Source organism: Citrobacter sp. Cf136 (assembly GCF_030333815.1).
Classification (GTDB): domain Bacteria; phylum Pseudomonadota; class Gammaproteobacteria; order Enterobacterales; family Enterobacteriaceae; genus Citrobacter; species Citrobacter freundii.
This window is the reverse complement of sequence record NZ_JAOWFE010000011.1, coordinates 11676-27431: the sequence shown is the minus strand read 5'-3', so window position 1 is coordinate 27431 and position 15756 is coordinate 11676. Positions and strand designations below refer to the sequence as shown.

Genomic DNA, 15756 nt, shown 5'->3' with positions numbered 1-15756 from the left:
GCAGATTGCCGAAAAAGGCCGCAATTATACATAAAATCCCTGCTTTTGTCGGGACTACTGCGTGATTACGCAAATGATCTGCTGTAAAGACCCTTTGCTTTTACCTCAATGAAAGTATGGGGTAATATTTTTTAAGGGAAATTGCTACGTCAGGTTATTTAAGATAAGGTGAGGCGAAATATCTGATATTCATAGGTAACATCGCCTGCGGATGTCTAAGTCATTGTGATTGAATATCTCAATCCCCCTTAATTTTAGTAGGGGGATTAAGCTGGCATTTTTTAAAACTGAACTACGCTGTTTATCTTTCTTACTTATTACATAAGTGAGAGGTTTCAGGCCAGCGGTTGTACGCCAAACTTATTTTAATAATATCAATTGGTTGTTTTGATTTTAATTATTTCCACACGTAATTATAAAAGCCAAAAAATCTATAAATAAAACGATTGGGCTAAATAAAAGCAATGCTATTTGCGTTAAGGAAAGATTTTCCATGCACACACAGACAATATATGAATTAAGTCAGGAAGCGGAACGCTTGCTGATGCTCTCGCTTGAACATCTCAGGCAATTGCAAAAATTGCCCATGACGTCGTTGGATGATGTCGCGCTAAAACAAGGAGAGCATAGCAGTCAGGTTGTTCAGCCCCTGCACTTCAGCGCGCGTGGCATGGATGTCCAGCAAGCAACGCTCAATAATGAGTTGCGCAAGATTACGCGTCTGGAAATGGTGCTGGCGATTGTTGGCACGATGAAAGCGGGAAAATCGACGACGATTAACGCGATTGTAGGGACAGAAGTTTTACCTAATCGTAATCGCCCCATGACGGCGTTACCAACGCTAATTCGTCATACGCCGGGGCAGAAAGAGCCAGTCCTGCATTTTTCACATGTCGCGCCGATTGATGCCTTAATGAAGGTTTTACAGCAGCGTGTGCGCGAGTGCGATCGCCTGCGTCTTACGCAGACCCTGGAAATTGACAAGGATATGAATGTCCTGCTGCAGCATATTGAAACCGGCGTGGCATTTGAACGGTATTATCTTGGCGCACAGCCTATTTTCCATTGCCTTAAAAGTCTGAACGACCTGGTGCGCCTGTCAAAAGCATTGGATGTCGATTTTCCTTTTGCTGCCTATGCCGCGATTGAGCATATTCCGGTTATTGAGGTTGAGTTTGTCCATTTGGCCGGACAAGCAAGCTACCCAGGGCAATTAACGTTGCTGGATACGCCGGGGCCGAACGAGGCGGGACAACCGCACTTACAAAAAATGCTTAATGAACAGCTGGTACGGGCCTCTGCGGTGCTGGCAGTGTTGGATTACACCCAATTGAAATCTATTTCTGATGAGGAAGTGCGTCAGGCGATTATGGCGGTTGGCAAGTCAGTACCGCTGTATGCGCTGGTGAACAAGTTCGATCAGAAAGACCGCAACAGTGACGATGAAGAGCAGGTGCGGGCGTTGATTTCTGGCACGTTGATGCAAGGTGGCATTGCCCCTGAAAGAATCTATCCGGTTTCCTCAATGTGGGGCTATCTGGCAAACAGGGCGCGTCATGAGCTGACGGCCCGTGGGCGACTGCCGGATCATCAGGTGCAACGTTGGGTGCAGGATTTTGCCGAAGCGGCGCTTGGCAGACGCTGGCGTACCACCGATCTTGAAGATACGGAGCATATCCGTCATGCCGCCGACCTGTTGTGGGAAGACTCGCTGTTTGAACAGCCTATCCAGAAAGTGATTCACGCCGCTTACGCCAATGCATCGCTGTATGCGCTACGCTCAGCGTCACATAAGTTATTGAACTATGCGCAAAGCGTGCACGAATATCTGGAGTTTCGTGCTCACGGGTTAACGGTCGCCTATGACAAACTGCGGCTGAACATCACGCATATTGAAGAGGATATGCAGCAGTTAGAAGTGAGCCAGGGGCGGGTGAGCGATGAAGTCAGCCATGAAGTAGAACTGGCGCTGGAAGCTGCTGCAGCCTATCTCAGAGAGCAACAAACCGAGATTCTTTGCGGTATCAACACGTTCTTTGTCAAAGAAAACGTCCTGATGATGTCACAACATAGCCTGGGAGCTGGCGTCTCCTCGGCAGAAATGGCCGGAGAAATGCTGGTGCTGCACGATGAAGGCCAGGCGAAAATTGTGTTAGATAAAATTCGCTCGTCCTGTGAGGGGGTATTGCTGGCGGCGCAGGAAAGCATCAGCCGTGACTTAGCCCTGCGTTTTGAACAGCTTGAGTCGACACTCTCCCGGGCGCTAAATGACGCGATGCGGCCAATTGAGCAAAGGGTGAAAGAGGAGCTAAACCACGCCGGTTTTCGTGCGCGGATCCGTTTTCCAGCGTTCCATACAGCGATGTTTAATTTCAATACCCGCCAATTGTTTAACGAGGCCATTGAACAGGATATCCCGGTGGAAAATCCACCGTCTACTGGTGGTGCGGTACGTGACACTTTCTCTCGTTGGCTAAATCAACCCAACTGGGGATGGAATGATTACGTCGAAACAAAAACGCGTTATCTCATTGATATGGGCGCTTTGCATAAGAACCTTGTGCAGTATGTCTCCCAGTTTTGCCAACAAATTCGTAAAGCTTTAGTTGCTCAGGTCGATATTTCCGTTACGGCAGGCATGGCCACGTTTTTTGCAGATTTTTCACTGTGTCTGGCGCAATTGCAGGCGAGCCTGAGTGAGAGTCTGACGCTACGCCAACAAAATGAATCCGCGGTGAATGCAATGAATGAGCAATTGCAGCAGCGCATTACGATTGCGGCATGGCTTTATGAAGATTCCCGTTTGCTGCGTGACGATATCAATACCCTTTTTGCAACCGAGCACACATGACTAACGTTTTACTGGAAGGCCCCGGGAGGACGCTGGAGTGTGTCTACCCGAAGTTTATGGTCGATCTGGTTCAGGGAGATGAAACCAAACGTTCCGGCGGTTTTCTGCAACAGCAGCAGCGGCTTCGCGCGCGTCTGACGCAGGAGGTGTTATCCCAGACACAACTACGGGCGTGGGTGATGGCGGGAGTATCCAGCGAGCATCTGGTGATGCGTCTTAAGCTGGTAGAGAAGTTGGCGGGCATGATCGACCCAGGCCATCTGGCGCTGGTGCGTATTGCCGAAGGGCTGAGGTTTTTACAACAAACCGAACACCCGCGTGGGCTTTCAACCCCCGGTCTTTTACAACAAATAAATTCACTGACTGACTGGTTTACCCAACGCGCTGCGTATAAAGAGAAGGCGCTGACCCAGCGTGGTCTGACGGTTCAGGCGGGCGAACACAGCGAACAAATTTTTACCCGCTGGCGGGCTGGCGCATATGACGGTTGGTCGTTACCTGGACGCTGTTTTGTTGCGCTGGAGGAGTTGCGCTGGGGAGCCTTCGGTGACGCCTGCCGTTTAGCGAATGCCGATGTGGTGTTAATGCTAAAAGACAACCTGCGAACCATGGCCGCTCAGGCGTTGGCGGACAGCGTGAATGCGGCGCCTGCTACGCGTCATTACTATCATCATTGGCTCAGCACGCCAGTTGTCGGCGGATCGGGCGAGTATAACGATATGCTGAGCTGGTTAGGCGACTGGTGCGATGCGCAGCGTCATCCAGTGAGCTGGTCGGTGACGCAGCGTTGGCAAAATGTGGCGTTAGGAATGCCGCGATTGTGTTCGGCGAAACGACTGGCTGATGCGATGGTTGAGGAGATTTTTGCACCGTCCCTACTCATCAATTGAGCAGGGACGGTCAGTGGGGCTAAGACAGAGTTAGTGGTGCAGAGAGTCTGCCGGGGTGGCCACCGTTTCGTTGGCGACCAGGTTTTTATTAAAACGTTTGGCGTACAGCGCGGTGATAATCGGCACCAGAATGGCGGTGACAATTACGCTGGCGGCAACCAGCGCCGTAGCGGATGCGGCAACCGGTTCGAACGCCGGGTTAATCTGGGCGATAATCACCGGGTTTGCCACCGCAGCGCCTGCTGCTGAAGAGGCTGCCACGCCTGCCGTACCGTTCCCGCCACCAATAACACGGTCTGCAATAATCAGTGGGATACCGGTGATGACGATAACCGCGACACCCAGCAAGATACCCAGCAGACCGGTATCAACGATTACGCTCAGGTTAATGGTGTTACCCAATGCGAAGCCGAAGAACGGGATCAGCACCGGTGTGGCTTTGCTGAAGAAAGAACGCAGGTCATGATCCAGGTTGCCTAATGTAAAGCCAATCAGGAACGGTAATACCGCGCCGATAAAATGGTGTGGCTCGAAGGAGGCCAGACCCGCGGAGCCGAGGATCACCATGGTCATTAACGGGCCGGATTCCAGAGACATCAACACAAATGCGCCGGACTCTTCTTTGGTGCCGTACTGGTTCATCAGGCTGGCGTACAAACCACCGTTGGTCATGTCCATTGCGGAGACAATTGCCAAAACTGAGAGGCCTGCAAAGAACCCGGTTTGAATACCGGTATCAGGAATAAATGAAGCCGCAATCATTGCCACTACCCACGCCACGGCTATTTTGGTTATTACCAGCGTACCGGACTTGCGTAATACCGTGCCGGTTGCCCGTAAATCAATAGATGCGCCGATACAAAAAAACCACACTGCCAGAATCGGTACCGTTCCGCTGATCATTCCTTTGGTAAACGAACCGAAATACGCACCGGTATCCGGAGCTAACGTATTTAACACTGCGCCTAATAACAGAGGAATCAACATCATTCCGCCGGGGATGCGTTCAATCGTGGCTTTAATTTTCATAAACGTCCTCATGTCTTGTCGCCGCTAACACTAGCGCAAGAGGGTAAAAATTAATAAATTCAAATGGTTACTGGTTTCTCTTTACAAAGAAAATCGCTATCTCTTTGTTTTATAAAATCTAACGCGGCATACGTTGAGCGTGTTGCTGCTCCCAGGGATATTGCGTCTGGAATTAGTTTGCATTCATGGGAACGTTGATTCAATCAAAATAAAACGATGTTTTAGTTATCTTCATCACATATTCCGAGCAAAAGTTCCCGGTCGCTCTGATTATTAAAAAAGCTGTGATCTTTTTGTGAAGGGATTAGGTGTTTTTTTTGCTAGCAGAATAATAATGACCGCTGTGATTGTTGGTGCAATAAAGCGATTTATTCTTGTATTTAATTGTCAGTAAATCACAAGCGTTACATGTAAAAAAGATGACTAAGAATGACCTAATTTACGCATGTTGACGAAATGAAAAACTATATGTGAAGTTGATCACAAATTTAAACGCTGTTAGGGTAAAGAGGTCATTAACCGCCCAATCAGGCGTCAACAGGTTCGGTTGTACTGTGCGTTTCTCGTCAGTGTAAGTAAACCTGCTACGCTTGTTACAGGGAATGCGCCTGTGCGTTCCCCGCTCGGTGATGACCTTGACGCATGGGCGTTGGGGGACTCGAACTGGAGCGTGACAGGGCTAAGTCTATGAGGACGAGTATGCTAAAAAGGAAAAAAATAAAACCGATAACGCTGCGCGACGTTACCATCATTGATGACGGTAAATTGCGAAAAGCCATTACCGCAGCGTCGTTAGGTAATGCGATGGAATGGTTCGATTTTGGTGTTTATGGATTTGTTGCTTACGCATTAGGTAAAGTGTTCTTCCCGGGGGCTGACCCCAGCGTGCAGATGGTTGCTGCACTCGCTACCTTCTCTGTTCCCTTTCTGATTCGACCGCTTGGCGGATTGTTCTTCGGTATGCTCGGCGATAAATACGGTCGTCAGAAGATACTGGCTATCACCATTGTGATTATGTCGATAAGTACCTTCTGTATCGGTCTTATTCCCTCGTATGCCTCAATTGGTATCTGGGCGCCGATTCTGCTGCTGCTGTGTAAGATGGCGCAGGGATTCTCGGTCGGCGGAGAGTACACCGGGGCGTCGATTTTTGTCGCGGAATATTCGCCGGACCGTAAGCGTGGATTTATGGGCAGTTGGCTGGACTTCGGCTCGATTGCCGGGTTTGTGCTGGGTGCGGGCGTGGTGGTTCTGATTTCAACCGTCGTCGGCGAGGAAAATTTCCTTGAGTGGGGCTGGCGTATTCCGTTCTTCCTGGCGCTACCATTAGGGCTGATTGGTCTGTACCTGCGTCATGCGCTGGAAGAGACGCCGGCGTTCCAGCAGCACGTGGATAAACTGGAGCAGGGCGATCGTCAGGGTCTACAGGAAGGTCCGAAGGTTTCGTTTAAAGAGATTGCGACTAAGCACTGGCGCAGCTTGTTGGCATGTGTTGGTCTGGTGATTGCTACCAACGTCACCTACTACATGCTGCTCACCTATATGCCGAGCTACCTGTCGCATAACCTGCATTACTCCGAAGACCACGGTGTGTTGATTATTATCGCCATCATGATTGGTATGCTGTTTGTGCAGCCGATTATGGGGTTGCTCAGCGACCGCTTCGGGCGCCGTCCGTTTGTGATCATGGGCAGTATTGCGCTGTTTGTGCTGGCGATTCCGGCATTTATCCTGATTAACAGTAATGTTATCGGTCTGATTTTCGCCGGGTTGCTGATGTTGGCGGTGATCCTCAACTGCTTTACCGGGGTGATGGCGTCAACGTTACCGGCGATGTTTCCGACGCATATTCGCTACAGTGCACTGGCCGCCGCGTTTAATATCTCGGTATTGATTGCTGGTTTGACTCCGACATTGGCCGCATGGCTGGTGGAAAGCTCGCAGAATCTGATGATGCCTGCTTATTATCTGATGGTGATTGCGGTGGTTGGTTTAATTACCGGCGTGACCATGAAAGAGACCGCCAATCAGCCGCTGAAAGGGGCCACGCCTGCCGCTTCGGATATTCAGGAAGCGAAAGAGATCCTCGGCGAACACTACGATAACATTGAACAGAAAATCGAAGATATCGATCAGGAAATTGCTGAACTACAGGTTAAGCGCACGCGTCTGGTGCAGCAGCATCCGCGTATTGATGAGTAATCGTGTCACTGCCTGATGGCACGCAGCTTTTAGGCCTACGGGTAGCATTGTACTTTGTAGGCCGGATAAGGCGTCAGCCGCCATCCGGCGCGTGGCCTTAAGGTTGGCTTAATATCCTTCAGGCAAACTCTCCTCCATAGTTTCGGAGGAGAGTGTCATGAAAACCCGTATTTATGAAAGTTTGACCACCGTGTGCAGTTTGCTGATCGTCAGCAGCTTTTTGTATGTATGGGTGAGCTCTTACTGAATTTTCGCCAATTCCACCCATGCGCGAGTGCCGTTGGCTCCCTGGCGATTTTGCAAATAGAAATGCCCTTGATGTAACTGGGTGATGCGACTGACAATGCTCAGCCCCAGTCCAATTCCGCCAAAGCGGCTGTCCATACGCACAAACGCTTTACTCAACTCCCCGCATTTACTTTCATCAATGCCCGGCCCTTCATCTTCAACGGCAAGGACGGCATCCTGCTCTGTGTTCAGGCTAATCGTAATATGGGTGCCTTCCGGGCTGTAACGATGCGCGTTTTCCACCAGATTTCGTAGTAGCATCCGCAACAGCGTAACATCACCAGGCACGACAACGTCCGCCGCGCTTTGTGGCAGGAGCAGCGTCTGTTTACGTTGGTCCAGCATGGTGCTGAGTTCATCGTAGGAGGGCAGAATAACATCCTCCAGCAGCTTGACATGCTGGTAGCTCCCGGCCGAAAACGACTGTCCGACGCGGGCGAGTTGCAGCAGTTGCGATACGCTGTCCATCATTTGATCTAGCCGGGCAATTAGCGGCGAAACGTCGACCTTATGGGTTTTGGATAATAATTCCAGATGCAGGCGCACGCCTGACAGCGGTGTGCGCAGTTCGTGAGCGACATCGGCGGTAAATAAGCGTTCGTTTTCAATCGTGCTGGTTAGCCGCGTTACCAGGTCGTTGAGCGCGGAGACAACCGCCTGGATCTCAATGGTTGAGCTGTGAATTTCAATCGGGGTCAGGTTATCGGCTGCCCGCGCCTCCAGCTCTTTTTGCAGATCTGCCAGCGGACGAGTAATACGTCGCACTGCCTGGTAGCAAATCAGCAGCGCCAGGCTGACCATAAAGATGCCGGGGACGATCAGACTGGCGATGGCCTCGCGGATCTCATGCATGATGTGGCGATCGTTGTTGCGATTTTCGCGCAATGCCTGTTCGAATAACTGTATTTGCTCGGTACTTTCATGCCACAACCAGAAAGTGCTAATCAGCTGAAAGACCAGCAGAATAAGACCAATCGTTAGCATCAGGCGATGACGAAGCGGGAGCGGTTGTTTTAGATATTGCAGCAGCTTCACTTAGCTTTCCTCAGTGGCAACCAGCATATAGCCAAATCCCCTGACCGTGCGGATGCGAGATTTTCCGACTTTGTCGCGCAGGTTGTGAATGTGCACTTCCAGCGTATTGGTCGACGGTTCGTTATCCCAGCTGTAGATGTCGTTATACAAAATTTCCCGGTGTACCGGGCTGCCCGCTTTGAGCATCAGGCGCGACAGGAGTGCGTATTCTTTCGGCGTTAAGATAACCTCTTGCCCGTCCATCCACACCTGGCGACGACCGATATTCAGCGTCAGATTGCTGACAATGAGTTCACTTTCACCCTGATTGTTGTGACGACGCAGCAGTGCCCGGATGCGGGCGTGCAGTTCTTCCAGTGCGAACGGTTTGACCAGGTAGTCATCTGCCCCCACGTCCAGCCCACTGACCCGGTCTTTCACCGTGTCGCGGGCGGTGAGGATAAGTACCGGCACGGTGTATTTTTTCTGTCTGATTCTGTTCAGAAAGTGCAGGCCGTCTTCATCCGGTAAGCCCAGGTCGAGGACCACCAGACTGTAATGTCCGCTCTCCAGACACTGCTCCGCTGCGCGGGCCGTTGATACGCCGTCGCAGGCATAGCCTTCTGTTTGCGCGGCGAGTATCAGTCCCTGTAATAACAACGTATCGTCTTCAACAATCAGGATTTTCATTCGTTTAGCCTCCCCGGCAGGGTTGCAGAATATCATCCGCCGCCTGATATTTCTGTGTTTGTACGCTCGTTAATCCCAGCAGGGTTGAGAAGAGATTATCCTGTGAGAAATCTTCTGAGCTTGCCCGTTTTTGCAAACATGTCTGAGAGACCTGATAGCGTTGCTGATAATCCTCGGAGAGCCACAGCAGCATCGGCACATGTTTTTGCGTATCAGGTGCAATCGAATACGGCAGGCCGTGCAAATAGACGCCATTTTCTCCTAAGGATTCGCCGTGATCGGAAAGATAGACCAGGCTGGTGGTAAAATTATCCTGGTGCTCTTTCAGTATATTGATTGCTTTATCAACAATATAGTCAACGTAAAGAATAGTGTTGTCGTAAGTATTGACCAACTGTTGCTGTGAACAGGTCTGGATTTCGTTGGTATCGCAGGTTGGCGTAAATTTCTTAAACTGCGCAGGATAGCGGTTGTAATAGGTCGGACCGTGGCTGCCGATGGTATGCAACACAATCACGCCGTCGCCTTTCAGGTTATTAATGTACTCTTCCAGCCCGTGGAACAGGACTTCATCGTAGCATTCACCGTCAATACACTGCCCCGGCAGGTTCAGCTTAGTCATATTCTGGTGTGCAACCCGGTCACAAGCCCCTTTGCAGCCGCCGTCGTTATCGTTCCACAGAACGTTAATTCCCGCCCGTTGAATAATGTCGAGCACGCCTTCCTGATGCTGCGCCAGTTCTTCGTCGTAGTGCGCGCGTGGCATATCCGAGAACATGCAGGGTACTGATACTGCCGTTGCCGTTCCGCAGGACGTTGTGCGGGGGAAATAGACCACATTATCTTTTTCCAGCAGCGGGTTGGTCTGGCGCGAATAGCCTGACAGCGAGAAGTTATCGCCACGTGAAGTCTCGCCGAGAACCACAATCGTCAGGTTCTTACGCTTTTCTTTCACCATCAACGGATTGCGGTGTGCATCTTCGCCAATGCGTACCAGCGGCAGGTGGGCCAGCCTCTGGTGTGAATACCAGGATGACGTCGCCACAATGCTGTTGGATGGACTGAGGGATTTCACCAGTTCTTTGTTGTTGCGAAACAGTGAAGCGTAATCTTTATAGAAGAACGCAGCGACCAGCACGATCAGCAGTGCGGAGATCAGAATGTTCGCGCCACGAAACAGTATGCTGCGCATGACAGACGTGATCGGTTTGATTTTTACCCAGCAGGCAATAAGTGCGGCCAGAATGCCGCTCACCCCGAGCGTGATGAGCAGTTGTGGCGTCAGCAAAGCAAAGGTTTCGGCGGGGGTGGTGTCCATCATATTGGCGATCATTGAGCGGTCGATGATGATGCCGTAGGTCATGATGAAATATTGGGCCGATGCGCCAACCAAAATGAAAATGCACGCCACCAGGCGATTAAGCCACAGGAATGAGGCCAGTGTCAGCACAATGTTCATGACGCTGAACGCGACCACCGGCATTGATAAAAACACCAGCACGTTACGCACAGAGTCCAGAGGCAGGTCTTGCAGCACTTGTTTATAGAACGCAATGTTCAGGAAGGTCGCAAGATAAAATGAAATCAGCAGAAGCCAGCTGATTAGCCCGAGAGTGGGCCTTTTAAACAAGAGCTTTAACATTAAGGGGGTTCCATCGACTATGTGGCGCAAATCCTCTCAAAGTAAAATTAAGCCAACCTTAAGTTCTTAATGTTGATGTTTCGAAGAGCGGTGGGAGAACGTTGGCCCGATGAACTTACGCCATCGGGCCACGACGATTGTTGGTGTTAGTTATTGTTTACCGGGGCATCCAGTGGATACGGGTTTTTATGGATCCGGTTGTAGTTCAGTGCGTACAGCGCGGTGATGATCATCAACGTGACGAACGACCACATCACTTCTTTGGCTCCGGAACCGACAACCGCCCAGATGCAGTAGACAAAGGCGATGAAGGTCACCAGTAAGTACATCGGGCGTGCTTTACCAAAGTGACCATGGCCGAGCAGCAGCAGCGCGGCGCAGGTGTACAGATACGGCACCAGGGTGAAGATAACGGAGACCGAAGAGACCAGACCAAACTCTTTCGCTGCGTTCGGCGACATGCTGCTGAACTGGAAGATGGTCATCAGAATGCCGACGATAATTAACCCGGCCACTGGCGTACCGGCTTTGTTCACGCGGGCAAAAATTGGTGGGAATAGGCCGTCATCGGCTGCGGCTTTGGCGGTTTGCCCGGCAAGCAGCGTCCAGCCGCCCAGAGAACCAAGACACCCGGCCGCAGCACAGAAGGAGACAATTGCCCCTGCGGTGTCACCCAGCGCCATGCGTGCGGCATCACCGAACGGAGAGGCTGAAACACGTAGCGCCGCGTTAGGGATCATACCCATGATCGCGGTGGTGGAGAGCACGTAGCAAACAGCGGCAATCAGCACGCCGCCCATGGTGGCGATAGGTACGTTACGTTTGGGGTTTTTAACCACGCCAGCCGCGACGGAGGCGCTTTCTACCCCGATAAATGACCATAAGGTAACATTCAGAGTGCTTTGAATCGCGCCGAAGGTGTTCATGCCGCTGACGTTCCAGGCCGCCATATAGGTTTCACCGCGGAACCAGAACCAGCCGAAGACGGCAATCCCGACAATTGGTACCAGCGCCAGTACCGTTGCGACGGCCTGCACGCGGGTGATCATTTTCGGTCCGACAATGTTCAGTAATACGAAGATCCACAGCACGACGACACAGGTCAGCGTCAGGACCAGCGGATCTTTTAAGATGGGGAAGAAGTAGCTCAGGTAACCGACGCCAATGACCACCATGGCGATGTTACCAATCCAGCAGGCCAGCCAGTACAGCACGTTGGTCTGGTAGCCCAAAAAAGGACCGAAGCAGCGGCGGGCGTAAGCATAAGAACCACCGGGACTGGAGTCTAAGGACGACATTTTGGCGTACACCATCGACAGTGCCAGAGCACCGATAATCGTGACCAACCATCCGTAGATTGCAATCCCGCCAGTTGACGCAAGGTTTGCGGGTAGCAGGAATACACCGGAACCCATAATATTCCCCGACACCATAAGGGTGACGGGGATTAAGCCCACTTTGTGAGCATCAGCATCCGTCGACATATTTTCTAACTCCTGATAAGGATAAATGACGCCTTATCATACCTCGTCAAAAGTCTGTTTAATGATGACGGAGCTGGGGTATCGCTAATGCTGATATTATTATGGCTTATCGCTAACTGATTAAAAATCAGGCGGCGGATGGCTCCCTATGTTGACTAACATAATGCAGAGGTGTCATCCCATAGAACTCTTTGAATACGGAGATAAAGTATGAGGTACTGTTATATCCACACAGTTGAGATACCTGGGAAATGTTTTTGCCGTCCATCAGTAATTGATTGACGGCATATCGCATGCGACAGGTGGTAATTATTTGGCTGTAACTTGTATTTTCACTTTTGAGCTTTTTCTTTAACAAACTAGGACTCAGGCATAAGCAACTGGCAACCATGCTTAAATTCCAGTCTTTATGTATATCGCTCTCAATAATGTGATAAACGCTGTCGCTGATACAGTTGCGCAGCATATACATGAGCAAAGAGATAAACTTTTTGCTGTCGAGAAAGCGTGATAACACCGTGAACAGTAGCGAGCGCGTACGCTCTCTTTCAGCTTCGTTCACTGTGTCCATTACGCTATGTTGGGCAGCCACCCTGAAGACATCCGGCGTCAGACACGCTGAGGTCATCACTGGGCTGGCACTGCGTTGCCAGAGTGGGATCTGTGAAAGGTCTTTATTTAAAAAGCGCAGATAGTCTTTAATGATATCGCGGCTAATATGTACAACCAATGCGTTATTAAGTGATGAAAAATCGATAATATTATTATCGCATGCCACCAGTGCCATATGATTAGCTTTTAAACTGATGGCTTCTTTACCGTTAATCCTTAACCAAACATCCTTCTCCGTTAATACAACAACACAAGCTTCTTTGCTGCAAAGCTTCATACCCAACTCCAGGAATATGAAAAAACACCGTAGCTCAACATCAGATGAGCCAAATCGGCTAAATTGAAATTGTATGATGAAACCAGGACCGCAATAAAATAACGTGTCTGAAATTAATTACAATGTTTGGTGGGATTTTTCTTATGTACACATTTTTTTACGCAAGTGGAAAGATGCTATTTGCGTATAAAAAAAGCGCGGGGTGGTCCCGCGCAAAAAGGTATGACAGTGTTATTGTTTTGCAGCAATACTCAGGAATTACTCAAGAATGACATGTCTACCTTAAACATCGGACTATCTAAAAAGAGACCTTATGCTTTCACGCACATAACGTGATAAACACCGTCAATAATTTCCGTTCCTTCGGTTTCATGTTCAAATCCAGGGAAGTGGTGGTCCCAGGACTGCAACGAACGCAGGTACCCAATTTGCGGGCTGTTGGCATCGCCAAAGTTTTCACCGGACAGCAGCATCGGAATTCCCGGTGGGTAAGGGATCACGGAGTTTGCCGCAATACGTCCCGCCAGATTTTCAATCGCCACCATCTCAACGTTGTCACTGACTATCGCGTTGTAAGCGTCACGCGGAGTAATATCCGCATCCGGCAGACCGGAGTAGGCTGCATTGAGACGGCTGCCTGGGTTGTTCTCTTTCAGCCAGGCGAACATGGTGTCGCCCAGATCGTGAATACCCATGTTGGCATAAGTGTCAGGATGTTCCTCAACCAGTTCTGGCATCACCTGTGCCAGCGGGGTATTGGCATCGTAGTGGTGTTTGAAAGAGCACAGCGTGTTGATCAGTGTGCCCCATTTCCCGCGGGTAATCCCCATGGAGAACAGGAACATAATCTGGAAATCGGTGGTTCGGGTCGGCACGATGCCGTGGCGGCCAAGCCAGGCGGTAACCAGTGCGGCCGGTACGCCGTTCTCTTCCAGTTCGCCATCGTCGCCCATCCCCGGTGCCAGAATGCTGACTTTGATCGGGTCCAGCATGCTCCAGTTATCCGGCAGGTCTTTAAAGCCGTGCCAGGATTCACCCGGACGCATCACCCAGCAGTTCTGATCGGTTGCCAGCAATGTGGCTGGCGCGTCGGCAAAGTCATAGGTTTTACCGGTCTGCGGATCGGTTACCACTTCTTTGTTCCACGGTTTGAAGAACCAGTCGCCTTCGGCGGTAAACTCTTTGTACAACCGTGCCATGGCCTGACGGAAATCGACTGCTTCGTCGATCACTTCCTGAGTGAGCGACAGGCCGCTGTTACCGTCCATCATGGAGACCGCCACGTCGTTTGAGGCGCAGATAGCATACAGCGGAGAGGTGGTGGCGTGCATCATGTACGCCTGGTTAAAGCGGGAGAAGTTCACAGCCCCACGACCTTCACGAACGTGAATGTAAGATGCCTGAGAGAGCGCATTCAGCAGTTTGTGGGTCGAGTGGGTGGCAAAAACGGTAGGACCGTTATGATCGCCCGGCGCGCCACGCATGGCGTAGTGATCGGCATAAATTGGGTTGAAGCGAGCATAGCCGTACCAGGCTTCATCGAAGTGGATGCGATCGCTGGTTTGTGCGAGCAGATCCTGCGCCTCTTTGGCGTTGTAGCAAACACCGTCGTAGGTACAGTTGGTCACAACGCTGTAAGACGGTTTTTGCCCAGCTTTGCCTTTGGTCAGTGGGCTTTCGCTGATTTTTTTCCGTAAAGTTTCAGGCTGCATTTCCTGCGGGTAGATAGGCCCGATAATGCCGTACCGGTTGCGGCTTGGCACCATGTACACCGGTTTTGCCCCGGTGAGGATCAGCCCCTGCTCGATGGATTTATGGCAGTTACGATCCAGCACCACGACGTCGTTGTCGGTCATACAAGCCTGCATGATGGTGCGGTTAGAGCCGGAAGTCCCGACCACTACGGACCAGGAACGGTCGGCACCGAACACGCGGGCAGCATTTTTTTCACTTTCCCCAAATGCGCCTGTATGGTCGAGTAAAGAACCGAGATTGGTACGTTCAATCCCCATGTCGGTACGGAAGAGATTCTCACCGTAGTAGTCATGGTACAGTCGACCGGCAGGTGTTTTGGTGAAACCGACACCGCCCTGGTGACCCGGTGCAGCCCAGGAATACTCATGGACATTGCTGTATTTCATTAGGGCGTTGAACAGCGGTGGTAACAACTGCTGACGATAGCGAGTCATCGCTGCGATGGCACGGCCAGCGATAAAGTCAGCGCTGTCCTCCAGAATCCAGGCGAATTCATCGACAAGCTCCAGCAGGTCGCGATCCAGCGATGCGGTGGCTTTTTCGCGATCGCCCAGCAGGAATACGGGAACGTTTTGCTGGCGCTCGTGGAGCTTGCCGATCAATTGCCTGACGTTCAGGTGTTCGTCTTGTTGTTCCATTTGATAGCTGAACATAAGGCAATCAATGGCTTCATTGGCGGCGAGGATTGCGTAGCCATCGTCGAATGAGGTGGACTTAATGACGGTAACATTTTGGCGGCTTAATGCGTCAGCCAGACGTTCGACAGCGCTACCGACCCAGGTGTCCTGATGCAGAAACTCACTTTCAACAATTAATACTTTCATCATCTTTTACCCGGTTGTGGAAAGGTTGCAATCTATGAATTGCAGACACACCGTATGAATGTGACGCAGGCAAGTATTATCCTGTCAAAACGGGCTGTAAAGCGGGTGAAAAATAGTCTGATTTATGTTTAATTTGTTTTTAAACATATGGTTACGTTTGCTTGTTGGCGGTTTTTCACCACCGTTTATCGACAGGGG

The 15756-nt window shown here is 50.8% G+C and carries 11 protein-coding genes; 4 read left to right on the top strand and 7 right to left on the bottom strand.

Annotation, left to right across the window (positions count from 1 at the left end):
• Nucleotides 1-493: 493 nt before the first annotated feature.
• Nucleotides 494-2851: a clamp-binding protein CrfC gene (gene crfC, locus OGV98_RS00150; protein WP_202580838.1), complete on the top strand. Its 2358-nt coding sequence runs from the start codon at nt 494-496 to the stop codon at nt 2849-2851.
• Nucleotides 2848-3741, top strand: coding sequence for a diguanylate cyclase regulator RdcB family protein (locus OGV98_RS00145; RefSeq protein WP_016149425.1), 894 nt, complete (start codon nt 2848-2850; stop codon nt 3739-3741). The genes crfC and OGV98_RS00145 overlap by 4 nt, the downstream gene beginning before the upstream one ends.
• A gap of 30 nt (nt 3742-3771) precedes the next feature.
• Here OGV98_RS00145 and kdgT read toward each other — a convergent pair whose 3' ends face one another.
• On the bottom strand, nt 3772-4770 hold the full coding sequence (gene kdgT / locus OGV98_RS00140) for a 2-keto-3-deoxygluconate transporter (RefSeq protein ID WP_003841132.1): 999 nt from the start codon (nt 4768-4770) through the stop codon (nt 3772-3774).
• Nucleotides 4771-5469: 699 nt separating this feature from the next.
• Between kdgT and proP the strand changes: the two genes are divergently transcribed.
• Both proP and pmrR read left to right on the top strand, forming a co-directional pair.
• The gene (gene proP / locus OGV98_RS00135) at nt 5470-6972 is read left to right on the top strand and encodes a glycine betaine/L-proline transporter ProP (protein WP_003841133.1); all 1503 of its coding nucleotides are present in this window, start codon (nt 5470-5472) and stop codon (nt 6970-6972) included.
• Nucleotides 6973-7129: 157 nt separating this feature from the next.
• Nucleotides 7130-7219, top strand: coding sequence for an LpxT activity modulator PmrR (gene pmrR / locus OGV98_RS00130; protein ID WP_008321468.1), 90 nt, complete (start codon nt 7130-7132; stop codon nt 7217-7219).
• Here the strand turns inward: pmrR and pmrB are convergent.
• The 6 genes from pmrB to adiA form a co-directional block, all read right to left on the bottom strand.
• Entirely contained in the window at nt 7213-8295 is a 1083-nt protein-coding gene (pmrB, locus tag OGV98_RS00125; protein WP_003844779.1) for a two-component system sensor histidine kinase PmrB, read from the bottom strand. The genes pmrR and pmrB overlap by 7 nt on opposite strands.
• The gene (gene pmrA / locus OGV98_RS00120) at nt 8296-8964 is read right to left on the bottom strand and encodes a two-component system response regulator PmrA (RefSeq protein ID WP_003031849.1); all 669 of its coding nucleotides are present in this window, start codon (nt 8962-8964) and stop codon (nt 8296-8298) included.
• A gap of 4 nt (nt 8965-8968) precedes the next feature.
• Complete coding sequence (gene eptA, locus OGV98_RS00115) at nt 8969-10606, bottom strand: phosphoethanolamine transferase EptA (protein WP_058842577.1); 1638 nt, start codon at nt 10604-10606, stop codon at nt 8969-8971.
• A gap of 146 nt (nt 10607-10752) precedes the next feature.
• Nucleotides 10753-12090 carry an arginine/agmatine antiporter gene (gene adiC, locus OGV98_RS00110; RefSeq protein ID WP_003031853.1) on the bottom strand — a complete coding sequence of 446 codons (1338 nt, stop codon included), beginning with the start codon at nt 12088-12090 and terminating at the stop codon, nt 10753-10755.
• A 127-nt stretch (nt 12091-12217) separates the two neighbouring features.
• Complete coding sequence (locus OGV98_RS00105) at nt 12218-12979, bottom strand: AraC family transcriptional regulator (RefSeq protein WP_003031855.1); 762 nt, start codon at nt 12977-12979, stop codon at nt 12218-12220.
• Nucleotides 12980-13290: 311 nt separating this feature from the next.
• On the bottom strand, nt 13291-15558 hold the full coding sequence (gene adiA / locus OGV98_RS00100; RefSeq protein ID WP_094543152.1) for an arginine decarboxylase: 2268 nt from the start codon (nt 15556-15558) through the stop codon (nt 13291-13293).
• Between the last annotated feature and the right edge of the window lie 198 nt (nt 15559-15756).